This is a genomic window from Bacteroides uniformis, from assembly GCF_025147485.1.
GTDB classification, from domain to species: domain Bacteria; phylum Bacteroidota; class Bacteroidia; order Bacteroidales; family Bacteroidaceae; genus Bacteroides; species Bacteroides uniformis.
Genome location: NZ_CP102263.1, coordinates 2,875,128 through 2,899,017, shown reverse-complemented (window position 1 = coordinate 2,899,017; position 23,890 = coordinate 2,875,128). Strand labels below are relative to the sequence as shown.

At 44.8% G+C, this 23,890-nt stretch carries 22 protein-coding genes and 1 tRNA gene; 9 read left to right on the top strand and 14 right to left on the bottom strand.

Going from position 1 to position 23,890, the window contains the following annotated elements; all coding sequences use genetic code 11:
- Positions 1-68 precede the first annotated feature (68 nt).
- Entirely contained in the window at positions 69-1,277 is a 1,209-nt protein-coding gene (locus NQ510_RS11400; protein WP_005827914.1) for an ROK family transcriptional regulator, read from the top strand.
- Here NQ510_RS11400 and NQ510_RS11395 read toward each other — a convergent pair.
- The 5 genes from NQ510_RS11395 to NQ510_RS11375 form a co-directional block, all read right to left on the bottom strand.
- A complete protein-coding gene (locus tag NQ510_RS11395; protein WP_008662999.1) occupies positions 1,274-1,732 on the bottom strand; it encodes a WbuC family cupin fold metalloprotein in 459 nt (152 codons plus the stop codon). The genes NQ510_RS11400 and NQ510_RS11395 overlap by 4 nt on opposite strands.
- The gene (locus NQ510_RS11390) at positions 1,732-2,079 is read right to left on the bottom strand and encodes a UpxY family transcription antiterminator (protein ID WP_005827910.1); all 348 of its coding nucleotides are present in this window, start codon (positions 2,077-2,079) and stop codon (positions 1,732-1,734) included. Before NQ510_RS11390 ends, NQ510_RS11395 begins: the two co-directional genes overlap by 1 nt.
- Positions 2,058-3,164, bottom strand: coding sequence for a Wzz/FepE/Etk N-terminal domain-containing protein (locus tag NQ510_RS11385; RefSeq protein WP_005827908.1), 1,107 nt, complete (start codon positions 3,162-3,164; stop codon positions 2,058-2,060). The genes NQ510_RS11390 and NQ510_RS11385 overlap by 22 nt, the downstream gene beginning before the upstream one ends.
- 8 nt (positions 3,165-3,172) lie before the next feature.
- Positions 3,173-5,641 (bottom strand): SLBB domain-containing protein, encoded by a 2,469-nt coding sequence (locus NQ510_RS11380; protein ID WP_005827906.1) that lies wholly within the window; start codon positions 5,639-5,641, stop codon positions 3,173-3,175.
- Positions 5,642-5,781: 140 nt separating this feature from the next.
- Positions 5,782-7,455, bottom strand: coding sequence for an SDR family NAD(P)-dependent oxidoreductase (locus NQ510_RS11375; RefSeq protein WP_008662990.1), 1,674 nt, complete (start codon positions 7,453-7,455; stop codon positions 5,782-5,784).
- A 199-nt stretch (positions 7,456-7,654) separates the two neighbouring features.
- Between NQ510_RS11375 and NQ510_RS11370 the strand changes: the two genes are divergently transcribed.
- The 8 genes from NQ510_RS11370 (at position 7,655) to NQ510_RS11335 (ending at position 14,540) form a co-directional block, all read left to right on the top strand.
- Positions 7,655-7,727, top strand: a tRNA-Thr gene (locus tag NQ510_RS11370).
- Positions 7,728-8,106: 379 nt separating this feature from the next.
- On the top strand, positions 8,107-8,412 hold the full coding sequence (locus tag NQ510_RS11365; protein WP_005827897.1) for a hypothetical protein: 306 nt from the start codon (positions 8,107-8,109) through the stop codon (positions 8,410-8,412).
- Positions 8,413-8,525: 113 nt separating this feature from the next.
- Positions 8,526-8,693 carry a hypothetical protein gene (locus NQ510_RS11360; RefSeq protein WP_005827893.1) on the top strand — a complete coding sequence of 56 codons (168 nt, stop codon included), beginning with the start codon at positions 8,526-8,528 and terminating at the stop codon, positions 8,691-8,693.
- Positions 8,694-8,937: 244 nt separating this feature from the next.
- On the top strand, positions 8,938-9,849 hold the full coding sequence (locus NQ510_RS11355; RefSeq protein ID WP_034525590.1) for a TolB family protein: 912 nt from the start codon (positions 8,938-8,940) through the stop codon (positions 9,847-9,849).
- 66 nt (positions 9,850-9,915) lie between these two features.
- On the top strand, positions 9,916-10,947 hold the full coding sequence (gene mltG, locus NQ510_RS11350; protein WP_005827888.1) for an endolytic transglycosylase MltG: 1,032 nt from the start codon (positions 9,916-9,918) through the stop codon (positions 10,945-10,947).
- Positions 10,948-11,023: 76 nt separating this feature from the next.
- Entirely contained in the window at positions 11,024-12,616 is a 1,593-nt protein-coding gene (locus NQ510_RS11345) for a thiamine pyrophosphate-dependent enzyme (RefSeq protein ID WP_005827886.1), read from the top strand.
- Between the two features lie 4 nt (positions 12,617-12,620).
- A complete protein-coding gene (locus NQ510_RS11340) occupies positions 12,621-13,202 on the top strand; it encodes an indolepyruvate oxidoreductase subunit beta (RefSeq protein WP_005827884.1) in 582 nt (193 codons plus the stop codon).
- A gap of 30 nt (positions 13,203-13,232) precedes the next feature.
- Positions 13,233-14,540, top strand: coding sequence for a phenylacetate--CoA ligase (locus NQ510_RS11335; protein ID WP_005827882.1), 1,308 nt, complete (start codon positions 13,233-13,235; stop codon positions 14,538-14,540).
- A gap of 538 nt (positions 14,541-15,078) precedes the next feature.
- On the opposite strand, the gene rplT is transcribed toward NQ510_RS11335, so the two are convergent.
- The 9 genes from rplT to NQ510_RS11290 form a co-directional block, all read right to left on the bottom strand.
- Positions 15,079-15,429, bottom strand: a complete 351-nt coding sequence (gene rplT, locus NQ510_RS11330) for a 50S ribosomal protein L20 (RefSeq protein WP_004289896.1) — start codon at positions 15,427-15,429, stop codon at positions 15,079-15,081.
- A gap of 100 nt (positions 15,430-15,529) precedes the next feature.
- On the bottom strand, positions 15,530-15,727 hold the full coding sequence (gene rpmI, locus NQ510_RS11325; protein WP_005827880.1) for a 50S ribosomal protein L35: 198 nt from the start codon (positions 15,725-15,727) through the stop codon (positions 15,530-15,532).
- 67 nt (positions 15,728-15,794) lie between these two features.
- Positions 15,795-16,397, bottom strand: a complete 603-nt coding sequence (gene infC / locus NQ510_RS11320; RefSeq protein WP_005827878.1) for a translation initiation factor IF-3 — start codon at positions 16,395-16,397, stop codon at positions 15,795-15,797.
- Between the two features lie 120 nt (positions 16,398-16,517).
- Positions 16,518-18,458: a threonine--tRNA ligase gene (thrS, locus tag NQ510_RS11315; RefSeq protein ID WP_005827875.1), complete on the bottom strand. Its 1,941-nt coding sequence runs from the start codon at positions 18,456-18,458 to the stop codon at positions 16,518-16,520.
- 79 nt (positions 18,459-18,537) lie between these two features.
- Entirely contained in the window at positions 18,538-20,598 is a 2,061-nt protein-coding gene (locus NQ510_RS11310; RefSeq protein WP_005827873.1) for a tetratricopeptide repeat protein, read from the bottom strand.
- Positions 20,599-20,715: 117 nt separating this feature from the next.
- Entirely contained in the window at positions 20,716-21,273 is a 558-nt protein-coding gene (def, locus tag NQ510_RS11305; protein WP_005827872.1) for a peptide deformylase, read from the bottom strand.
- A gap of 43 nt (positions 21,274-21,316) precedes the next feature.
- Positions 21,317-21,742, bottom strand: coding sequence for a Holliday junction resolvase RuvX (gene ruvX, locus NQ510_RS11300; protein ID WP_005827870.1), 426 nt, complete (start codon positions 21,740-21,742; stop codon positions 21,317-21,319).
- A gap of 115 nt (positions 21,743-21,857) precedes the next feature.
- Complete coding sequence (locus NQ510_RS11295; RefSeq protein ID WP_034523133.1) at positions 21,858-22,610, bottom strand: YjbH domain-containing protein; 753 nt, start codon at positions 22,608-22,610, stop codon at positions 21,858-21,860.
- A gap of 127 nt (positions 22,611-22,737) precedes the next feature.
- The gene (locus NQ510_RS11290) at positions 22,738-23,877 is read right to left on the bottom strand and encodes an OmpA family protein (RefSeq protein WP_005827866.1); all 1,140 of its coding nucleotides are present in this window, start codon (positions 23,875-23,877) and stop codon (positions 22,738-22,740) included.
- Between the last annotated feature and the right edge of the window lie 13 nt (positions 23,878-23,890).

Genomic DNA, 23,890 nt, shown 5'->3' with positions numbered 1-23,890 from the left:
CATAAGGAGATACAACAATTTACAAAATTATTTTAGTATATTTGGCAGAAATACATAAAAGTATCACTATGAACCAAGCGCTATTAAAAGAAATAGAAATGGGAAGCAAGAATGCTCTTCTCAAAAAGAGGATCATTACGCATTATATATACAATGGTAGTTCCACCATTACTGATTTATCCAAAGAGCTGGATTTAAGTGTGCCTACAGTAACCAAATTTATCAGCGAAATGTGCGATGATGGCTATATTAATGATTACGGAAAGTTAGAAACTAGTGGAGGACGTCATCCCAGCCTCTATGGACTCAATCCTGAATCAGGCTATTTTATAGGAGTAGACATCAAAAAGTTTGCCATTAATATTGGACTTATTAATTTCAAGGGTGATATGGTAGAACTGAAAATGAATATCCCATATAAGTTTGAAAATACCCAGGAAGCCTTGGAGAAACTATGTAAACTCATCAGTAATTTTACAAAGAAAGCAGGAATCAATCCAGAAAAGGTATTAAACATTTGTATCAATATATCAGGGCGAGTTAATCCTGAATCAGGTTACAGCTTCAGCATGTTTAACTTTTCCGAACTTCCGTTAGCAGAAGTATTAGCTAAGAAAATTGGATATTCCGTTTGCATAGATAATGATACCCGTGCCATGACCTATGGAGAGTATATGCAAGGCTGCGTTAAAGGAGAGAAAAATATTATTTTCGTAAATGTGAGTTGGGGACTTGGTATTGGAATCATTATAGATGGAAAAGTCTATACCGGCAAATCTGGATTTTCAGGAGAGTTCGGACATATTAATGTGTTCGACAATGAGATTCTATGCCACTGTGGCAAAAAAGGATGCTTGGAAACAGAAGCATCCGGTTCTGCTTTGCATCGTATTTTGTTGGAACGTATCAACAACGGAGAATGTTCCATATTATCCAGTCGTATAGCCACTAAAGAAGACCCACTCACACTGGACGAAATTATTGCAGCAGTAAACCAGGAAGATTTACTCTGTATTGAAATTGTGGAAGAAATTGGCCAAAAGTTAGGAAAACAAATTGCAGGATTAATCAATCTATTCAATCCTGAACTGGTAATTATAGGAGGAACACTGTCATTGACTGGGGATTACATTACACAGCCTATAAAAACCGCTGTGAGAAAATATTCTCTGAATCTAGTAAACAAAGATTCGGTTATTATAACTTCCAAACTAAAAGACAAGGCGGGTATTGTAGGGGCATGTATGCTTGCACGAAGCAGGATGTTTGAGAGCTAAAGTTCCAACATCCGCTTCATAAAAGCCTTTATTCCTTCCGTATCAGAAGTCTGAGGAGCCCACGAAGCCAAATCCTCTGAGGGTAGAGGCTGATATGGGCCTTTTTTAATTTCAAAAATAACGGTACCTGACTCCAAGGCAATAATACTATGCCATGTATTAGAAGGAATTTCCAGACCATATTTACCTTCCGAAGGATTGAGGCATACCTTATCTGTTACATTACCGGCATCATCATAAAAAAATGCCAGCAGACTCCCGCGCAAAACCAGATAAGTTTCTTCCTTATCTGTATGACGGTGAGGAGGAAGATAAGTTCCCGGTTCCAAAGCATTCAGCAACCGATGAATAGGAGCATCCATAGACGCATGAAAATTATAATTCATACGTAAACGGGAGTTCTCCTTAGCTTGTGAAGTAACGGTATCCAGCAGCTCTTCTGTTATCAGCTTCATCATAACTTCAGCAATTGGGCAAACTTGGCAGGAAGTTCTGCTTTACCCGCCTCAATAGACAAACTTTTTCCTTCATTATCTACTAATATAGCAGCCTTCTGCGAGGAAGCCAAAGAGGTAACTTCCGACACATTACCGGCAACAAACAAACATCCGGAAAAAAGAGGAGTAATCACCTTCCGGGTATGCCCTTTCCATTTTACAAACACAGCCTGCATCGGGCAATATGTAGTATATCCCGCAGCATTCAAACGCTGCATCAACTTATGTTCAGACTTGGGTGCTGTGTACAATGCATGCCAGCACATCATATCATTATCCGTCATCATATTGTTTGCTTTTTCCATCCCTTTAATAAATCTTTTACAAATAATATCCATCCCACACTGCCGACACCTGCCAAGAACATGAAGCCGATCAAAATCATCAATTTATTGGGCTTTGCAGGCTTCAAAGGTACCGTAGCCGGCTGGACAACCGTATATACCGGTGTAATCTCCTGCACCTTAGCTCTTGCCATCTGCAATTGTTGAGACACTTGTGTATATACTTGATAGGCTAAATTCATTTCATTCTGTAAACGCTCTTGCTCTGCGCGATAACTCAGCAATATTATATTCTGGTTTGCATCTACAAAATTTGCGTATTTCTTCTGGGCAGACTCATAACTGGCCTTTGCTTCTCCATAAAGTTTTTCGGTAAATGCCAAATCATGACGAGCCTTATTAGTCCGATAATCTGTGATGTAGTTCTGCAGGCAATGCATCACGGTATCCGTCAGCGAAGCAGATATCAAAGGATCCTGCATAGTAACAGACAAGGTTGTCACACCTGTCTTTTTGTCTACGGAAACAGAGATACGTTTACTTAAAGCATCTGCAATGGCAGACTCATCTTTAGTAAGACGAAAAGGATCCAGCTTTGCATCCCCCTCTTCCGGTTCATCCTTAAACAAAGACAATGTCCATCCCAACACCTTAAAAGGAGCGGAGAAAATTGCACTCCACCAAGGAGAACGCTGTTCTTCTTTCAAATAAGCATATAAAGTCGTGTCTACTTTTGCTTTCTGATCCTTGACTTTAACATCGAACAGTTCAATCAGAAAAGGAGTAGAACTTACAATATCAGGATAAAGTTCGGGTGACAAAGCATCTTCACCAGAAGAAGTACCCAAATTGATACCCGCCATGGCTGCAAGGGCTCCCATACTTCCGCCACCAGATTTGCCACCACTCTCTGGAGCCAACGTCACACTTGTAGAGTACTCCTTAGGAATACTAAATGCAACAACCAGTCCAACAAGGGCAGCGATACCACACGCCTTAAAAACCAATTTGCGACTAGCCCATACTTTCTGGGCCAGTTCTATCAAATCTATTTCTTGTTCCTCTGGTTGTGGAGAAGTTATGTTTTGTATTCTTTCTTCGCTCATAATTCAAATTACTTAAAGAGATTAACCATAGTCGCAATCATCGCTGCAATAGAAGCTGTCGTACTTCCCATTCCCAGAATTTCAGCAGTAGTCATCTTCTTTTTCTGTTCTTTACTTGGAACAATTATTTCACAACCAGGTTCAATGGCTTTCTTGTTTCCTGCTCTTAAACGAGAAACTGTACCATTCATGTATATTACATAGACCTTGCGTTTCTTGGCGTCATTACCAAAGCCACCAGCCTGGTTGATGTAATATTTCAAGCTTTCACCCTTTTTATATAAAACTGTATTCGGATACATTACAGCACCGTTGATTTTCACTGTACTTACGTACTCCGGAACAAATAATACATCTCCCTCGCGAAGCACCATATCAGCATCTGAACCAGGATTTTTCAAGGCCTCTCCCAGATTTATACCTACAGAATAGGTATCGGACAAATCCAATCTTTTTACAGATATGGAATCTCCGCCTCCCGCTTGCGCCATACGCAGAGCATCTTCCTTACGGCGGAATTCTTCTTCGGTCATCCTACGTATAAGACGCGCTCCTTTTATATAAGCATCGGGAGTTACTCCACCAGCCTTAGCTATCAAGTCACTCAAACGTTCATTCTTTTTCGATAGTGCATAATTACCGCTAAAAAGGACTTCTCCGCCCACCATAACATTCTGTTGTTTAAAATAGGACGGACTCTTACGAACATAAATTTCATCAAAAGGCTCAAGATGGAAATCCTGGCTTCCTTCTCCCACCAATAAGCCATCTTTCAAATCAAAAGAGAAATTCTGGCCTACTGTAGTACTGAAAGATGTACTCTTCGGATCTTTCATGCGCCGTGCAACTTCAACCTTTGTTGTAGCCGCCGCCTCCAACAAGCCACCAGCCTGCAACACCAAATCCTCTACTGTCATTTTATCAGAATAAAGATATGTACCCGGATTGGCAACTTCACCATGAATGGTAAGTGTAGCTTCTTCCTTCAAGTCATGAATACTTGGAATATATAAAATGTCATTCTTCTGCAAAGGAATATCTGCAGCCGTCCCGTTCAGCAAACCTTTCACATCTACTTGTATAACCTCATGCGACAAGTCTTCAAGTTCACGATCGATTATAGCACGGTTTAAGAATGCATCTCCGCGAAGTCCTTCCGCTTTCTTAATCAGCTGCTTCACTGTATTCATCGTACCGTCCAACTGATACAAACCTTCACGATATACAGCACCGCGGATTTCCACACGATTCTCAAAACGCTGTAAAACGGAATCAACCGTTATCTTATCACCGTCATCTACGCGGAATACGGAATAATCCATCTCATCCACATTATAAATTTGATGCTCACGTCCACTTTTACGGATTATACGTAATGCTTTCTTATAAGCATCACCCGTAAAACCACCTGAATACTTCAATAATGTACCTACGGTTTCAGTGGGTTTCATTTCATAAAACATCGGACGTTTTACCTTACCTAATATCTGTACCAGTGACTGGTAAGGATCCACAAGAATTACATCACCATCCTGCAGACGGATGTCATCCTTCATTTTTCCTTTCATAAGTAAATCATAAACATCCAAATCCGCTATTGTATTTCCATTGCGAATCACTTTAATACTGCGCAAACTACCAATCGGGTTCACACCACCTGCACGATATAAAGCATGAAATACGGAAGCAAATGATGAGAGGGTATAAGTTCCGGGCACCACAACTTCACCCATAACGTTTACTTGAATAGAACGTATTTCTCCTAATGTCAGTTTAACTTGGGTAGACGGAACATTTCCGGTTACTCCAGAATATATTCTGGCAAATTCTTGTTTCAAATAATTATTGGCTTCCTTTACAGTTTTGCCACTCAGATAAACCGGTCCTAAATTATTCACAAGAATACTTCCTTCCGGAGAGATTGTTTGTCGAATCGTTGTTTCAGAAGCTCCCCACACATCAATAATCACCTCGTCACCAGGCCCCAGACGATAATTCTCGGGAGTAGCAACATTCACATTGGGTTCGAAAGTCAAATTATCGTTAGTAAAAATATTATGACCATAAATTTGCGAAGTCGGATCCTCTGTTTCCTTCTCTTGAGACAAGGAACGATTATCCATCATTTGTAAAGAATCCCCTGCAACATCCGTTTGTCTGGCAGAATAAGTTTCCGAAGTTGTACGCAGCCCTTTGACTACGCCACTCATTTCACCACGTTGACGAGAACGCTTCTCATCTTGGGTATTGCTCTGCGGACTTCCAGATTTAGAGTTTTCATACTTTTTCTGAATTCTTTCAACTTGTTCCTTTGTCACTCCCCGCCGCATTAATTCAGTAGTAATCTGCTTTTGATTTTTGCCCATCTGCTGAGCGCTTTTTACATACTGAACAACCTGATCATCTGACATCTGCTGAGCAAAAGCTACCCCTGACAAAGTAAATACCAAAAAGAATAGTGTTATTAATCTACGCATAAGATATTCTGATTAATCTTTTGAGTTCTTGTAATAAATATAAATCGGGCACAAAGGTAATATATTATTTTTATAATATACATTTATTCCACCTCTAAGTTTCAGAAAAAGCATTAAAAAACTGTCACTTTCACGTCTTTTCATCGGGTAGAAGAAAGCGGAAAAATTGGCACTATTTTTTTCATTAGTCCAATCAAAATAGCCTTTTTTTCAGTATAACTATGTTGCACCAAGGCCAGCACTTCTTCCCGCACATGTTCATAATCATCAACAGATGCCTTTTCACGCTTTATCTTTTCACCGATTACAGAATCCAAAAGTCCATCCCCAGGCCCTCCCACAATGTACACTTCTCCCCCATCCCCCATGACTCCCACTTCCAGGGTGAGCATACAAGCTTCAGACAAGGTAATCAAACAATGAGTATTCGTCGGATACACCTCACCCAAACGTACTATGAACATATCAGTTTCCCTTGTGTCGCGTTTCAACCTGCAATCAGATGATTGCACATATATTTCCGCCACACGCTTACTATATTCCATAGCATTCTCCGGATGACGTGCATTAGCAGCAGATATCATAACCATACGGGACACTCTATACTTTGCCGCCAGGTCCGCAATATTCACTGTCCCCGATATATTCGTTTGAATTGCCTCCGATACAAAATCATCCATCAGTTGTACATGCTTATACGCAGCAGAATGAAAAACAAGTTGAGGACGTGTTTCTTCAAATATAGCCTCCATACGCGTACGGTTAGCAACATCTGCAACCAATACACGGACCTCCAGATTCTTCCAATGATCAGACAATTCCAACTGTACATCATACAATGGGGATTCTGCCTGATCTACCAGAATCAACTGATAAGGATTCAGTGTAGCCAACTGGCGAACGATTTCCCTTCCTACAGCTCCCGCCGCTCCCGTAACCATTACTCTACGCCCCTCGATATGGGCCGTAATTTTACGCATGTCAACTTGCACCGGTTCTCTACGGAGCCAATCTTCTATTTGAATGTCCTTTATCAGTCCATCGTCCATACAATCGCTTAAGGGAGGAACGGTCATTACATGAATATCATGAGAGAACAGTTTATCCAGCATTCCGGAATTTTCCAAATCCGACACCTTGCTTGGAGAGATAATGATTGTATCCACTTTCTTTTTCTTTAGACGGTCAAACAGCTGCTCATCATTGGGATATACCCTGCATCCCATCGTATGTTTACCTATCATATCAGGTTCGTCCGAAATAAAGCCACGCAGGCGATAATGATTATTACGACTAACTCTCAAGGATTTTGCAACATTGACTCCAGTCCCATGGAATCCATAAATAAAAACATTCACGCAATGACGTGCATCAAAAGCAATAGCTTCATAAAGCATCTTCACAGCAATGCGCATACAAGCCATCAGAGAGAAGGTGAACATATATGCCATAAACAGAATGCTGTTCGGCAAAGTTTCTCCAAGCCCCGAAACAGACCAACAGTAATTCCCTAAAAACAGTACAGCATAGCTTATCGTAAGACTCCAAAGCACACGATAAATATCCACAAAAGAGGAAAAACGGATAACACCCACATAAGTACGGAGAATATGAAAGAAACAGACATTACACAAGACAGCCAAAATGGTCAGCCATACATACAAAGAAATTTCATAAGATACGGACGAAAGCCTATATTGCAAAAAACATGCAGAAAGCATGGAAATCACAACGATAATTACATCTACCAACAACACCGTCCATTTGGACGCTATGCGTGAAGAAAGATATTTATAATAGATTCTTAAATTCATAATCAGTATCAGACTTATTTGCTATAGGACCTACGACAAAGATGCTTCTTTTCGTTTTATTATCCAATTTTTATGGCAATAAAGTTCAGGACATTCAAATAGAAAATTATCCCACTAAAATATTTCTAAAAAAAACAGAGATTCTTTTTGCCTTTTCAAATAAAGATGTACCTTTGCACCCCGTAAACAAAAGCTTATTGCCGCTATAGCTCAGTTGGTAGAGCAACGCATTCGTAACGCGTAGGTCGCCAGTTCAAGTCTGGCTAGCGGCTCGATATTCAAGCACTGATTATCTGGAATAATCAGTGCTTTTTCTTTTCAAGAATTGTTAGAATAAAAAACGCTCTTCTACGAATATATTTGCATAAAACACAATGCCCTTCCAAACAGTTTAATCCATAGCCGCATAATTATCCCAAAGCAAGTAAAGCTAGTTTAAAACAGCACCATCTGATTACAATGATAACTTGAAACATATAGGCACATTATTAAAAACATAATACACCTTATATTATACATAGTAATTCCCAATATTTGCGGCAACTTTTCAATAACCCGATTTTTCAATCTTAAATAAAGGATTGAGGTGATTGAAGAACACAAGCCAAAATCAAAAGGCTACCATAGGTTTCTATAACATACTATAAAAAAATGGAAAGAATCAAGTTATTTACAGCGGCTTTGCTGCTGGCGGCTATATCCGCAGGAAATGATGTGTGGGCGCTTTCCGATTCAAGAAAGAAAGACACGCGTCCGGTAGAATCACCCCAATTCTTCAGTGGAAACGCCAACCCGCTGTTGGATTTCATTTTTGTGGCCGACCCGACATCGGTGGAATACAACGGAAGGCTCTATGTGTATGGAACCAATGACACCCAGCAACTGGACAGTGTGGGAAAATACGGCAAAAACACATACCAATACATCCCATTCACTGGTCATGCTGTCCACCGATGACATGGTAAATTGGACTTATCACGGACTGATTGACGTAAAGGCCCTCTCGCCATGGGGTATAGCCTCATGGGCGCCATCCATCGTATCGCGGGTGGAATCGGACGGTAAGACGTATGCTGGTGAGCCAGTTCACCCAAGGATTAGGCCACTGCAGGGCTCCTTTCGACCCGGGTGCCGTGATAGATGACGAAGGTACAGGATGGTTGTCATTCGGTGGAGGCGGAAAGAGGGAAGTCGGCACCGACTACATGCCCGCATTGTCCGCTTGGGCAAAGACCTGATTAGTCTGGACAGCGAGATAGTAGAGACAAAAGCTCCCTATCGTACATGACTTCGCACACGCCGCTCGACACCGACAACTGGCAGTATGTGGACAACTATTTCAAGAATCCCGGAGACTATTCATATGATAAGCACTACGCATTCGACCATCACTACAGATTCTCTCTGAAAAAAGCATGCTCCGACTATGTAGTTTCCAATAAAAAATGTATCTTGCGGAGATTTATTAAATACGATATGAACATGAAACCCTATCTAATCCCCTTCTTTGCAACTGTTGCACTGACCGCAACCGCTCAACAAAAAAACGAGATTACCAGCGTCCTCGAAATACTGGATGTAACCAACGGTAACCGGACCGTCGTAAAAGAATTTCCCTACCGGATTGAAGCTCCCAATTGGACGCCCGACGGGCAATGGCTGCTATACAACAGCGAAGGAAAGCTTTACCGCCTTTCCCCCACCTCGCCTGCCGAACCGGAACTGATAAACACCGGATTTGCCCAAAACTGCAACAACGACCACGTCCTCTCGACCGACGGACAGCAGATAGCCATCAGCCACGGGACGAAAGAAGACTATAAATCGCGCATTTATACACTTCCCATCACGGGCGGCACTCCCCGTTTAATAACACCTATGGCTCCCAGCTACCTCCACGGTTGGAGCCCCGACGGCAAAGAGCTTGCCTATTGCGCCGAACGAAACGGCAACTATGACGTCTATACCATCCCGGCGGAAGGAGGTGAAGAAACCCGCCTGACCACTGCCGAAGGTCTGGATGACGGACCGGAATATTCCCCCTGCGGACAATACATCTGGTTCAATTCCGTACGCACCGGACTCATGCAAGTCTGGCGCATGAAGGCAGACGGCTCCGAACAGACCCAGATGACCTTTGACGAAACCCGTAACTCCTGGTTCCCCCACATCTCCCCTGACGGAAAATCCGTTGTATTCATCACCTACTACAAAGGTGACCTGGAACCGGGAGAGCACCTGGCAAACAAGAACGTAGAGCTGCGCCTAATGCCCGCAAACGGTGGAGAACCCAAGACATTGTTAAAGCTTTTCGGCGGACAAGGCACCATCAATGTCAACTCATGGGCACCGGACAGCAAACGCATAGCCTTTGTCAGCTATCGAATTAACTGATATGACTTGATGGTTTTCACTCCATTTTTTACTAACTTTGCCCGACTAAAGATGCAGTAAAACAAAATGGAAAAGAAGAAAATCATTATCGGAACATTCGTCGCACTGATTCTTATTGGAGCAGCTTGTGCAGGAACAGTATACTACTATCTGTTTGCCCCGCAATTCCATCCGAAAAAGACAGTCTATATCTATATAGACCGCGACGACACCGCCGACTCCATATATAATAAGGTGGAACAACAAGGCCATCCTCGAAGCTTCACCGGCTTCCGCTGGATGGCCCAATACAAGAAATATTCCGAAAATATACACACCGGACGCTACACCATCCGGCCGGGGGAAAACGTATATCACGTATTCAGCCGTCTGTACCGCGGATATCAAGAACCTACGAATCTCACCGTCGGCAGCGTACGCACACTGGACCGGCTGGCACGCAGCGTAGGCAAACAGCTCATGATAGACTCCGCCGAAATAGCCGGATTGATGAACGACTCCGCATTCCAACAAAAACTGGGATACAACAAAGAGACCCTGCCCTGCCTCTTCATCCCCGAAACCTACCAAGTCTATTGGGACATGAGTGCAGAAGAGTTCTTCGAAAGAATGCAAAAAGAGCACCAGAAGTTCTGGAACCAGGAACGCTTAGACAAAGCCACCGCCATCGGAATGACCCCGACGGAAGTCTGCACCCTTGCCTCCATCGTCGAGGAAGAGACAAACAACACTCCCGAAAAACCAATGGTGGCAGGGCTCTACATCAACCGCCTGCACACCGGCATGCCCCTGCAAGCCGACCCTACCATCAAATTTGCCTTGCAGGACTTCGGCTTGCGGAGAATTACGAATGCCCATCTGGCAGTAGAATCCCCCTACAATACCTATCTCAACACCGGACTACCTCCCGGTCCCATACGCATCCCCTCACCCATCGGGCTGGATGCTGTGCTGAACCATACGAAACACAACTACCTCTACATGTGTGCCAAAGAGGACTTCTCGGGCACCCATAACTTTGCATCCAATTATGCCGAGCACATGAAAAATGCAAGAAAATATTGGAATGCATTAAACGAAAGAAAGATTTTCAAGTAATCTGCTGATAAAATAAAAGCAAAATCCTATATTTGCGTCAAATATTAATCCATGACTAACACTTAAATATTCAGATATGAGCAAGCAACTCTTACTTGGCGATGAAGCCATTGCACAAGCTGCATTAGATGCCGGACTTTCGGGTGTATATGCCTATCCCGGCACTCCTTCTACGGAAATCACCGAATATATTCAGATGGCACCGATTACTGCCGAAAAGAATATCCATAACCGCTGGTGCTCTAACGAGAAAACTGCGATGGAAGCTGCCCTGGGCATGTCCTTTGCAGGTAAGCGTTCATTGGTGTGCATGAAGCACGTGGGTATGAACGTAGCTGCCGACTGTTTCATCAACTCTGCCATTACCGGCATAAAAGGTGGTCTGATAGTCATTGCTGCCGACGACCCCAGCATGCACTCCTCACAAAACGAGCAAGACAGCCGCTTCTATGGCGACTTCTCCCTCATCCCGATGTACGAACCAAGCAACCAGCAGGAAGCATACGACATGGTGTACAACGGATTCAACTTCTCCGAACAGACCGGCGAACCCATCCTGATGCGCATGGTTACGCGCCTGGCACACTCCCGTTCCGGCGTAGAGCGCAAGGAGCAACAACCGCAGAATGAGATTTCCTTCAGCGAAGACCCGCGTCAGTTCATCCTCCTGCCGGGTAATGCACGCAAACGTTACAAAGCATTGCTGCAACGCCAGGACGAATTTATCAAAGCTTCTGAAAACTCCGCTTACAACAAATATACCGACGGCCCCAACAAAAAGCTGGGTATCGTGGCATGCGGCATCGGCTACAACTACCTGATGGAGAACTATCCCGAAGGTTGCGAATATCCGGTACTGAAAATCGGACAATACCCGTTGCCCAAGAAACAGCTGATGCAGCTGGTAGAAGCATGTGACGAGATTCTGGTACTGGAAGACGGACAACCGTTCGTAGAAAAACAGCTAAAAGGCTATCTGGGCATCGGCATCAAAGTAAAAGGCCGTTTGGACGGCACTCTTTCACAAGACGGAGAGCTGAACCCGGACAGCGTGGCACGTGCCGTAGGCAAGGAGAACAAGGCTGAATTCAGCGTTCCTTCTTTGGTAGAGATGCGCCCGCCCGCTTTGTGCGAGGGTTGCGGCCATCGCGACATGTACACGGTGCTGACCCAAGTATTGAAAGAAGAATATCCCACTTATAAGGTGTTCAGCGACATTGGTTGCTACACGCTGGGAGCCAATGCCCCATTCAACGCCATTAACTCTTGCGTGGATATGGGCGCCTCCATCACCATGGCGAAGGGTGCTTCGGATGCCGGCCTGCATCCTGCCGTAGCCGTCATCGGCGACTCCACCTTCACCCACTCGGGCATGACGGGACTGCTGGATTGCGTCAACGAAAACGCCGACGTCACCATCGTCATCTCCGACAACGAAACCACCGCCATGACCGGAGGACAAGACTCTGCCGGCACCGGACGTCTGGAAGCCATCTGCGCCGGCATCGGTGTAGCTCCCGAACACATCCGCGTCGTAGTGCCCTTGAAGAAGAACTACGAAGAGATGAAGCAAATCATCCGGGAAGAAATCGAGCACCACGGCGTATCCGTCATCATCCCCCGCAGAGAATGCATCCAAACATTAGCACGCAAAAAAAGAAACAAGTAAAGCCATGAAAAAAGACATCATACTTTCCGGCGTAGGAGGACAAGGTATCCTCTCCATCGCCACCGTAATCGGCAAAGCAGCCCTCAAGGACGGACTCTACATGAAGCAGGCAGAAGTACACGGCATGAGCCAGCGAGGCGGCGACGTGCAGTCCAACCTGCGCATCAGCGACCAATCCATCGCTTCGGACCTCATTCCCACAGGAAAATGCGACCTCATCATCTCCCTGGAACCGATGGAAGCACTGCGCTACCTCCCCTACCTCAGCCCCGAAGGTTGGCTGGTGACCAATGAAGCCCCCTTCATCAACATTCCCAACTATCCGGCAGAAGAAGACATCAAGGCCGAAATCAACAAGCTGCCGCATAAAATCATGCTGAACGTAAACGAAGTGGCAAAAGAAGTCGGCTCTCCCCGCGTAGCGAACATCGTACTGCTGGGCGCCACCATCCCCTTCCTCGGCATCGACTACGCAAAGGTGCAAGACAGCATCCGCGAAATCTTCCAACGCAAGGGCGACGCCATTGTAGAGCTGAACCTCAAAGCGTTGGCTGCCGGCAAAGAGATTGCTGAAAAACTGATGTAAACTATAATTGACTCTAAATTTCAACATACCATGAATAACAAATACTGGGAAGAAGAGATTGAAACGATGCCCCGTGAGCAGTTGCGCGAACTGCAACTGCAACGGTTAAAAAAGACTGTCAGCATTGCCGCCAACTCTCCTTATTATAAAAAGGTATTCCAAGAGCATGGCATCACTGCCGACAGCATCCGGTCTATAGAAGACATACGTAAGATACCGTTTACTACCAAGGCCGATATGCGCGCCAATTATCCTTTTGGATTAGTAGCAGGCGATATGCGTGAGGACGGAGTACGTATCCATTCTTCCAGTGGCACTACGGGCACGCCGACGGTCATCGTACACTCCCAACACGATTTGGACTCTTGGGCTAACTTAGTGGCACGCTGCCTCTATATGGTAGGTATCCGTAAGACGGATGTTTTCCAAAATAGCTCCGGTTACGGCATGTTCACCGGAGGACTGGGCTTTCAGTATGGAGCCGAACGTCTGGGTGCGCTGACTGTTCCTGCCGCTGCCGGAAACAGCAAGCGTCAGATAAAGTTCATCACCGACTTCAAGACCACTGCCCTGCATGCCATTCCCAGCTATGCCATCCGCTTGGCAGAGGTATTCCAGGAAGAAGGGATGGACCCCGCCGGCACAAGTCTGAAAACGCTTGTTATCGGTGCCGAACCCCACACAGACGAGCAACGCAGAAAGATTGAACGCATGCTTGGCGTCAAAGCCTATAACAGCTTTGGTATGACTGAAATGAACGGTCCCGGCGTAGCCTTCGAGTGCACCGAACAAGACGGCATGCACTTCTGGGAAGATTGCTACCTGGTCGAAATCATTAACCCGGAAACCGGCGAACCCGTACCGGAAGGTGAAATCGGCGAACTGGTACTGACAACGCTGGACAGAGAGATGATGCCCCTCATCCGCTACCGTACACGCGACCTTACCCGCATCCTGCCCGGCAAGTGCCCTTGCGGACGTACCCACATCCGTATAGACCGCATCAAAGGCCGTAGCGACGATATGTTCATCATCAAGGGAGTCAATATCTTCCCCATGCAGGTGGAAAAGGTGCTGGTACAATTCCCCGAATTGGGCAGCAATTACCTCATCACGCTCGAAACGGTCAATAACCAGGATGAGATGATTGTGGAAGTTGAACTTAGCGACCTCTCTACTGACAATTACATCGAGCTACAAAAGATTAGCAAAGCCATTACCCGCCAGCTGAAAGACGAGATTCTGGTAACTCCGAAGTTACGGTTGGTAAAGAAAGGTTCCTTGCCGCAGAGCGAAGGAAAAGCCGTCAGGGTAAAAGACTTACGGGACAACAAATAAACTTAAAAAAACTCTTTTCAAAACAGACCATCTGTTCACCCGATACAGATGGTCTGTCTTGTATAAACACATCATCTATCTTCCCTTGACACATCATCTGTTTCAGCATCACGTATCATCGTTTCACAATCACCCACATCCGCATAAAACGAAAGAGGAACGGTTATCCAAACAGATTACCGTTCCTCTTTTATAGAAAGCCGCACCGATGATGTGATGAAACTCCGTATGACATGATTTGAGTGCTCCTCCTCTTTGTAATCCACCGACTCAAGAGTTACCCCGAAGGGCGTGGCCCGCCATTGAGAAGCGAAGCTTGTCTCGGTATTTCATAAAAATTGATGAGTTTCCCGATCCAATCAATGCGGCTATTTTTTCTATAACAAAGGTAATGAGTTTCTATGAAAGAAACAAGTAAAAGCAGTAAATTGTTTCAAGTCCTTTTCAAGTTTTAACCCCTCCCCGGAGTATCAGAAAACAAAAAGTGCTGACTACCAAAAGAGTAATCAGCACCTCGTAATTTATCTGCTAACTGTTTTTATGCAGCCTTTGCTTTAGCAACGATAGCCTTGAAAGCTTCCGGATGGTTCATCGCTAAATCAGCCAACACTTTGCGGTTGATTTCGATACCAGCTTTGTGCAAAGCGCCCATCAGCTTAGAGTAAGACATACCTTCCAGACGAGCGGCAGCGTTGATACGCTGAATCCACAAAGCACGGAAGTTTCTCTTCTTGTTCTTACGGTCACGGAACGCATAGGTCAAACCTTTTTCCCAAGTATTCTTGGCAACGGTCCAAACGTTCTTTCTTGCACCAAAGTAACCTCTGGTCAATTTCAAAATTTTCTTTCTTCTTGCTTTAGAAGCAACATGATTTACTGATCTTGGCATAGTTTTACTTGTTTTTGAATGTTAGCGCCGTTACTTCACGCAGCGGACTTAAAGCTAATGCATTCGGTTAATAACTTTAATACTTTTGTACGCTTTTCAATTACTTCATTGCTAAGAGCTCTTTCACCTGGCTTACATCTGTTGTACTAACAAGTGTAGAGTAGCACAAGTTTCTTTTCTGCTTCTTAGTTTTCTTAGTCAGGATGTGACTATGAAAAGCGTGCTTTCTTTTGATTTTACCTGTTCCGGTAAGAGTAAATCTCTTTTTAGAACCGGAGTTAGTCTTCATCTTTGGCATCTTTTTTAAACTTTTTAATTATTAAATTATATGGCAACGCACTATACCTATGGCGTTACTCACTTCTTTATTCTTCTTCGGTTTCAGCCGACGCAGCCTTTGGCGCATCTTCTGCAGGCTTGGGAGCCGCGCTCTTCTTAGGTGCCGCCACTTTCTTCGGAGAGAGCTGGATTGTCATTCTCTTTCCTTCCAAAACCGGCATTTGGTCTACCTTCGCATAGTCTTCCAAATCATTGGCAAAACGGAGCAGCAACACTTCACCTTGCTCTTTGAACAAGATGGAACGTCCTTTAAAGAATACGTAGGCCTTCACCTTGTCACCATCTTCCAAAAAGCCTTTAGCATGCTTCAACTTGAAGTTATAGTCATGATCATCTGTCTGAGGTCCAAAACGTATTTCCTTCACGTTCACTTTTACCTGCTTTGCCTTTTGCTCTTTCTGACGCTTCTTTAACTGATAAAGAAATTTAGAATAATCAATAATACGACAAACAGGGGGTTGTGCATTTGGAGAAATCTCCACGAGATCCGCTTCATGTTCTTCAGCAAGTCTTAAAGCCTGCGCTATCGGATACACTTTTGGTTCTACTTCATCGCCCACTATGCGGACTTCTTTGGCCCGGATTTGTTCGTTAATCCGATGTTGCCCTTTTAAGCTGTCATTCTTCATTAAATAACGTTTACTTCCAGTTTGTTTCTTATTTACTATTCCCAAATTAATGTTTTTGTTAAGTAAAAGCGAACTTTAGAACATCTAATATATGCTATGCTTCTACAATTGGGCGCAAAGTTACCATTTATTTATCATATTCTGAACTTCTTCGTTCATTTTTTTGGCAAATTCTTCAAATTTCATGGTTCCTTTATCACCTTCTCCCTGCTTGCGGACAGCAACTTCCTTGTTTTCAGCCTCCTTTTCACCTACAACCAGCATGTACGGAATACGCTTCATCTCATTGTCACGAATCTTACGACCAATCTTTTCATTGCGCTCATCCACAATGGCACGGATGTCATATCGCTTCAAGTATTGTTTCACTTCATGCGCATAGTCGTTGAACTTCTCGCTGATAGGCAGGATGGCAACCTGGTCAGGAGTCAGCCACAACGGGAACTTACCGGCCGTATGCTCAATAAGCACAGCCACGAAGCGTTCCATGGAGCCGAACGGAGCACGGTGAACCATTACGGGACGGTGCTTCTGATTGTCAGCACCGGTATATTCCAGCTGGAAACGTTCCGGCAGGTTGTAGTCCACCTGGATGGTACCCAGCTGCCAACGGCGACCGATGGCATCCTTCACCATGAAGTCCAGTTTAGGACCATAGAAAGCGGCTTCTCCATATTCTATTTTTGCCTTCAGCCCCTTTTCTTCACAAGCTTCGATGATGGCTCGTTCTGCTTTTTCCCAGTTCTCGTCGCTACCGATGTATTTTTCGCGGTTCACCTTGTCACGCAAGGAAATCTGTGCCTCGAAGTTCTCGAAGTCCATAGATTCGAACACGATGGAGATAATGTCCATGACACGGAGGAACTCATCCTTCACCTGGTCCGGACGGCAGAAGATATGCGCATCATCCTGCGTAAAGCTACGTACACGTGTCAGACCGTGCAACTCGCCACTCTGCTCGTAACGGCAAACCGTACCGAACTCTGCCAAACGCAAAGGCAGGTCTTTGTAAGAACGGGGTGAGTTCTTGTAAATCATACAGTGGTGAGGGCAGTTCATCGGTTTCAAGAAGTACTCTTCCCCTTCTTCCGGCGTATGTATGGGCTGGAAGGAGTCCTTACCATATTTTGCATAATGGCCGGAAGTGATGTAAAGCAATTTGTTGCCGATGGGTGGACACATTACTTCCTGATAATCGTAACGGGCCTGGATGCGACGTAAGAAGTCCTGCAAGCGGATACGCAGTGCAGTACCTTTGGGCAGCCACATCGGGAGTCCCTTACCTACAGTGTCGGAGAACATGAACAAGTCCATCTCCTTACCGATTTTACGGTGATCGCGCTTCTTTGCCTCTTCCAGCAGAACAAGATACTCATCCAGCATCTTCTTCTTCGGGAAGGTGATACCATAGATACGGGTCATCATCTTACGGTCTTCTTGTCCACGCCAATAAGCACCGGCAACGGAAGTCAGCTTAATAGCCTTGATAGGAGCTGTGGTCATCAAGTGAGGGCCACGGCACAAGTCGGTAAATGCACCCTGCGTATAAGTTGTGATGTGGCCGTCTTCCAATTCGGAAATCAGCTCGCATTTATAAGTTTCTCCACGGTCACCGAACATCTTCAAAGCATCCGCCTTGGCAATGTCTTGTCTGACAACCGCTTCTTTCTTAGCCACCAGTTCAGCCATCTTTTTCTCAATGGCTGGCAGGTCAGCTTCCTTGATAGTCGTTTCACCCGGGTCCACATCATAGTAGAAACCGTTTTCGATAGCAGGACCTATACCGAACAGGATGCCCGGATAGAGTTCCTGCAAAGCTTCGGCCAGCAAGTGGGCACTGGTATGCCAAAAGGCATGCTTACCCTGCTCATCCTCCCATTTATAAAGAACCACTTCAGCGTCTTGCATGATAGGACGCCCCAAATCATAAATTTCTCCGTTCACGCCACAAGCCAGCACGTCTTGTGCCAATCGCGAACTGATGCTTTCTGCAATCTGCAGTCCCGTTACTCCTTCGTTATATTCACGAACAGAGCCGTCTGGAAATGTTATCTTTATCATAGTTTATATGTATATTTCATTTTTCAGAACGCAAAAATAGCTAATTCTTTTTGATATTCTATTTTTTAGCAAAAAAATGTTATTCCCGTGTATCTGTAAACCTCTTTATGATATTATAGGCCGAGACAATGCCCAACTCTCCGGCTTTACTCAAATCGGCAATACCTTGTTTGTTATTCCCCAGGAAGATGTGCGTCAACCCACGGTTAAAGTATGCTTCAGCAAAATCGGGACTCAGCTCAATCGCCTTGTCATAATCCGCCAAGGCGGCACGGTAATCCTTCAGTAACGAAGACACATTGCCACGGTTATAATAGCCATAGACAAAATCAGGAGCCAATAGAATAACGTGATCCAGGTCATTCTTCACAACTTCATAATCAATGGCTGTCACTTCAGGCTTCTTCATTTCCGTTGTACCCGAAGTGGCACCTTCACTCATTGTGGCTTCGGCCTTTTTATATTCCAGTTGCTTATAACGCACCAAAGCACGCATAAAGTATGCCGGGAAGAAAGTGTCGTCCAACAAGATACTCTTTGTAAAGTCATCTATGGAACTGGCAAAATCCTGAACCAGATAGAAATCCAGACCTCTCATGAAACGTTTCTTGGCGTTCTTCTCGTCAGCCACCACATCAGACGTATGAGCGTCTATCAAAGCAAAGTGGAAGCGTACTTGTTCCTCCGTCAACGGAGCTTCCATATTGGTGATGCGCAGTGGCTTCGGGAACAGTTTCGAATGGTTCAGTTCCTCAATATACTTATGATAATGTACGATACGCTTCACATCGCTCAGTTTCTCATAATAAGTCAAAGCATACATCGGCTCGAGCTTGATGGTCACATTCCGGTCTTGTACACGTCCGCGATAATCGCTCTTATAACGCTGGTCAGCTTCCGAATCGTCCGCTATTACAATTTTCCGATAATTTTCCATGTTCTTGTCGGATTTCTTACGGGTCTTCCCACCATCTCCATTGGAGTTTTCCGAGGAATTATCCGCAACATCCTTACTGTCGTCACCTTCCTTTTTGTCACCAGAAGAAACACCGTTACGCTTGTCTATCTGCATCTTCATGATTTTGAACTCATCCTGCTCGGCTCCCTTATGGTCGCCAATCTTTTTACGGGCTTCGGCACGCTGATAATAGCCGGCCATAAAGTTAGGATATTCTGCAATCACTTTGGAATAGTCACTGATAGCTCCCCGGTAATCCCCCGTCTGCGCACGTAACAAACCACGATTGAAGGTGGCCATCATGTTATCCGGTTCCATCTTCAACACAAAATCAAAATCCTCTATTGCCCGGTTGTCATCGCCCACCTGGGCACGCAGCAAACCGCGGTTGTAGTGCCCGAGAAAATTATTCGGATCAATATCCAAAGCCAAATCATAGTCACTCATGGCGCCTCTCAAATTATTCTGATGGAAACGCGCCAAGGCACGGTTGATATAGTTACCGGCATTCTTTGCACTCAGATGGATAGACTGGTCCAAATCAGCTTCAGCCTCTTTATATTTCCCCTGCTGGAGGCGTACAATGGCTCTTGCCCCCCATCCATCCGGGTCATAACGGTCCATATCGATGGCTTTGTCAAAATCACGCAAAGCTTGTATCGTATCATTCTGTTTCAGGGAGACTTCCCCGCGCATCAGATAGGCACGTGTATATCTGGGGGCAATTGTCAGAAGCGTACCCAAATCTTCCTTAGCCGCCTCATAATCTTCTTTCTGAATATGGCAAAGGGAAAGATTATGCCAAAGCACCACATTCTCCGGGTCGTATTTGATGGCAGTTTTATAATCTTCAATCGCCTCGTCAAACTTGTTCTGACGGATACGTGCCAATCCTCTGATTTGGTAAGCACCTACCACAAAAGGGTTCCGCTGAATCGCAGCATCACAATCACTCTCCGCTCCCTGATAGTCATCCAAATTGATTTTTGCCAGTCCACGGAAGAAATAAGGCTCATATAAATAAGGTTTCGCGTTGATTACCTGATTAAAATATTGGATAGAAAGCACGTAATCCTCAAAATACAATGCATTCCGAGCAATGGTCATCACCCGTTCCGTATTGATTTGTGCATACAACAATGTGGGTAACAGCAAAATAGCCGTCAGTATTTTTTTTATCATCTTGTTTTATAAATGCTTGTAAACGAAACAAAAGTAACGTTTTTCGTTTACTTGTCGGGATTAGCGGAACACTTTTTATATTTTTTGAGCCTTTTATACCATATTATATGGTTAAACTTATTTCTTTACGGTTTTCACCTTATAAGTGCAGTGTGCCTTGCCTTTCAACATGGCATTCAGTTTTCCTTTAATCATCTGCTTGCGTAACGGAGACAAATGGTCGATGAACATCTTTCCTTCCAGATGGTCGAACTCGTGCTGCATCACGCGTGCCAGGTAACCTTCGATAATCTCATCGTGCGGTTCCAAGTTCTCGTCCAGGTATTGCACGCGTATTTTGTTGCCACGCTTCACTGATTCATGAATTCCTGGAAGGCTCAAGCAGCCCTCGTCCATAGAAACTTCCTCACCGGACACTTCCAGAATATGGGCATTGATATACGCCTTGCGGAAATCTTTATATTCTGGCAAATCATCAGACAAGACATCCAGATTAATGGTTACTACGCGGATAGGCAAACCTATTTGCGGTGCAGCAAGTCCCACACCTTCAGCATTGTCCATCGTTTCAAACATATTCTCAATAAGTTCTTTCAAATTCGGATAGTCCGGGGCAATATCCTCTGCTACCTTTCTCAATACGGGCTGGCCGTACACATAAATGGGTAAAATCATTTCCTTTACTACAAATTACTAATTACAAATTACTTTCTATACATTATAAAAAAGAGAAACGTTTGTTCTCTAAATAAGTTTGCAGAATAATAGTTGCACTGATTTCATCCACCAGTGCTTTATTTTGGCGGTCTTTCTTTTTCAATCCGGCCTCAAGCATCGTCCGATGAGCCAGAACAGAAGTAAAACGCTCGTCTACATATTCAACCGGCATGTCAGGCAGTTTCTTCTTCAGCGAACGGACAAAAGGTTCGATATTCTTCATGTTTTCCGAAGCCTCATTATTCATCTGCTTAGGAAGGCCTACCAAGATACGCTCTACCGGCTCCTTAGCCACATAATCAAGAAGAAACTGCAACAATTGGTGTGTAGGCACAGTTGTCAGTCCATTCGCAATCATCTGCAATGTATCACTCACGGCTATTCCCGTACGTTTCCGACCGTAGTCTATGGCTATTATTCTACTCATAATGGGCTACAAAATTACGATTAAAATTTGAATTCCTCCGTTAATCTTACATATATAATACAGAAAAAGGGATGTCTGATAGTATCAAACATCCCTCCGCTGATTTTTTCATTAATTATTTCAAATGAATTTTGTATGTCAGCCCTCCCGTGAAATATTTCATCCTCTGCATTTCGACCTGCACATGCAGATGCTTGAACAGCAGATAAGTGGCTCCCAAAGCAAAGTCCTTGGAGTCGTACTCCGCTATCACCCTCAACTGCGGATGGAAGGAGGGATTGTAGGTGACACCCAGTGCAAAGCCATTCAGTTTGTACTCCTTGCGGTTGTTGTAAAGGTAGGAAAGATGGACACCGATCTCCTCCTTACCCACAACGGGTATATGCTTGGAGGCGGCAATATAGAAACGGCTGTAATAGCCGTTACCTTCCGTGGTGCCTACCTGGCCGCCGCCGGAAGAAGTGAACGGGTCGGACGTCCCCAGCACGACAGCCGGCATGTATTTCCAGAACTGCCCCTCCTTCAACACACGCAGACGGGCGGAAAAGTAGCGGTCCTGGTTCGTGAATCCGCTGTACCCGTATGGCTTCAATCCCAACGCCTCCGCCTTGAAGAGCGTACACGTGTAGGCCACTTCCAGAAAGGGGAAGATGGTGACGTTCAGGAAGTAGTTGTAGGTATGATAGTACCAGGTGGGCGGTGTGAGCTCCTTGTTCAGGAAGTTGCCGCCGACCATGAAAGTCTTGTCGCGCTGCATCTCCGCAGAGGGCGCATGCAACAGCCCGGTTGTACCATACGTCAACTGGGAAAAGGCCGAAAGGGAAAGGCTGCAAAACAGAACAATAAAGAATAGCTTAAACTTCATCATCACATATAAATTCAGTCGCTGATAAAAAATGGGTTGCTTTATAACATACATCGGACATAGTACCAAAAAAAGGCGTCTGAGTCCCAGACGCCTTCATTTTTAGAGTCTATTTGTCACTTGGAGTGTATTATTCCAGGATAACTACGCGGTTCAGGAAGTTCTTACCGAACATGTTTTCAGTACCACCGAATCCTACGAGTTCAAGCTGGTCCTTGTCAACACCCTGAGCAATCAAAGCGTCGTAAACAACCTGGGCACGCTTTTCGGACAGCTTCTGGTTCCAAGAAGCGCTACCGGTAGCCTTGTCTGCATAACCTGCAACTTTGTACTTCTTGTCCGGATTAGCCTTCAGAATCTTGGCAGCCAGTTCGATGTTAACCTTGCCATAGTCGTCCAGACGGGCGCTGCCAATCTTGAAGAAGATGGCACGCGGACCGGCAACTTCAACTTCCTTGGTCACTTCCTTAACTTCAGGTTTAGCGTTGGCCAGTGCATTCTTGCAGTTAGCCAGGTCAGCCTGAGCCTGAGCCAGTTCACTTCTATATCTGTTGATTTCCGCATTGACTGCGTCTTCGTCAATCTTAGAAACCGGAATAAACTTCTTACCGCCGAAGATGTAGCTAACACCTGCGGTCAGCATACCTGTACCTTCAGCCTTGCGATGGCTGCTGATGTTACCGAAAATGGACGGAGCGATGGCACCGCGAGCTTCTACGTCAATGGCCCACTTAGTGTTGATATTGAACTTCAAGCCCAAACCGGCAGAAGCGCCGATACGTGCACGCATTTCAGCTTCACCGGCAGGAGCCATAGACTGCGAAGTACCGTCAGCACTAATTGTAACATCCACATTTTGAGATTTTGCTACAGAAATTTGAGGTCCCAAGAAACCGTAAACTTCGAAGAAACGGTTAGGATTAGCACCGGCAAACAATGTAGAAAGATTGATCATTGCATCAATGTTACCACCTACATAAGTCTTGTTGTGTTCCCAGTATGCATCATCCAAACACAAATGCTGAGTAATACCGTTTACCTGAGCACGTACCCCCCAAGTCGGAGTAATCAGCTTACCAACTGACACGCTGAAATGCGGAGCAATCTTATTGAAACCGTCATTGTTGATGGCGTGGATACCACCACCTACACTGACAAAAATATTATCGCTCCATTTCGGAGTGTAGTAGTTCGTTTTTTCCTGTGCATTCAGATTTGCTGCACAAGCGCCTGCCAATAGTAAGGAGGCTATCATTAATTTACTTTTCATTTTCTCTTGAGTT

What these genes read in the sequence shown, in the direction of transcription:
- NQ510_RS11400 (WP_005827914.1), top strand. Translation starts at nt 69, where the DNA reads ATGAACCAAGCGCTATTAAAAGAAATAGAAATGGGAAGCAAGAATGCT.
- NQ510_RS11395 (WP_008662999.1), bottom strand. Translation starts at nt 1,732, where the DNA reads ATGAAGCTGATAACAGAAGAGCTGCTGGATACCGTTACTTCACAAGCT.
- NQ510_RS11390 (WP_005827910.1), bottom strand. Translation starts at nt 2,079, where the DNA reads ATGGAAAAAGCAAACAATATGATGACGGATAATGATATGATGTGCTGG.
- NQ510_RS11385 (WP_005827908.1), bottom strand. Translation starts at nt 3,164, where the DNA reads ATGAGCGAAGAAAGAATACAAAACATAACTTCTCCACAACCAGAGGAA.
- NQ510_RS11380 (WP_005827906.1), bottom strand. Translation starts at nt 5,641, where the DNA reads ATGCGTAGATTAATAACACTATTCTTTTTGGTATTTACTTTGTCAGGG.
- NQ510_RS11375 (WP_008662990.1), bottom strand. Translation starts at nt 7,455, where the DNA reads ATGAATTTAAGAATCTATTATAAATATCTTTCTTCACGCATAGCGTCC.
- NQ510_RS11365 (WP_005827897.1), top strand. Translation starts at nt 8,107, where the DNA reads ATGGAAAGAATCAAGTTATTTACAGCGGCTTTGCTGCTGGCGGCTATA.
- NQ510_RS11360 (WP_005827893.1), top strand. Translation starts at nt 8,526, where the DNA reads ATGCTGGTGAGCCAGTTCACCCAAGGATTAGGCCACTGCAGGGCTCCT.
- NQ510_RS11355 (WP_034525590.1), top strand. Translation starts at nt 8,938, where the DNA reads ATGAAACCCTATCTAATCCCCTTCTTTGCAACTGTTGCACTGACCGCA.
- mltG (WP_005827888.1), top strand. Translation starts at nt 9,916, where the DNA reads ATGGAAAAGAAGAAAATCATTATCGGAACATTCGTCGCACTGATTCTT.
- NQ510_RS11345 (WP_005827886.1), top strand. Translation starts at nt 11,024, where the DNA reads ATGAGCAAGCAACTCTTACTTGGCGATGAAGCCATTGCACAAGCTGCA.
- NQ510_RS11340 (WP_005827884.1), top strand. Translation starts at nt 12,621, where the DNA reads ATGAAAAAAGACATCATACTTTCCGGCGTAGGAGGACAAGGTATCCTC.
- NQ510_RS11335 (WP_005827882.1), top strand. Translation starts at nt 13,233, where the DNA reads ATGAATAACAAATACTGGGAAGAAGAGATTGAAACGATGCCCCGTGAG.
- rplT (WP_004289896.1), bottom strand. Translation starts at nt 15,429, where the DNA reads ATGCCAAGATCAGTAAATCATGTTGCTTCTAAAGCAAGAAGAAAGAAA.
- rpmI (WP_005827880.1), bottom strand. Translation starts at nt 15,727, where the DNA reads ATGCCAAAGATGAAGACTAACTCCGGTTCTAAAAAGAGATTTACTCTT.
- infC (WP_005827878.1), bottom strand. Translation starts at nt 16,397, where the DNA reads ATGAAGAATGACAGCTTAAAAGGGCAACATCGGATTAACGAACAAATC.
- thrS (WP_005827875.1), bottom strand. Translation starts at nt 18,458, where the DNA reads ATGATAAAGATAACATTTCCAGACGGCTCTGTTCGTGAATATAACGAA.
- NQ510_RS11310 (WP_005827873.1), bottom strand. Translation starts at nt 20,598, where the DNA reads ATGATAAAAAAAATACTGACGGCTATTTTGCTGTTACCCACATTGTTG.
- def (WP_005827872.1), bottom strand. Translation starts at nt 21,273, where the DNA reads ATGATTTTACCCATTTATGTGTACGGCCAGCCCGTATTGAGAAAGGTA.
- ruvX (WP_005827870.1), bottom strand. Translation starts at nt 21,742, where the DNA reads ATGAGTAGAATAATAGCCATAGACTACGGTCGGAAACGTACGGGAATA.
- NQ510_RS11295 (WP_034523133.1), bottom strand. Translation starts at nt 22,610, where the DNA reads ATGATGAAGTTTAAGCTATTCTTTATTGTTCTGTTTTGCAGCCTTTCC.
- NQ510_RS11290 (WP_005827866.1), bottom strand. Translation starts at nt 23,877, where the DNA reads ATGAAAAGTAAATTAATGATAGCCTCCTTACTATTGGCAGGCGCTTGT.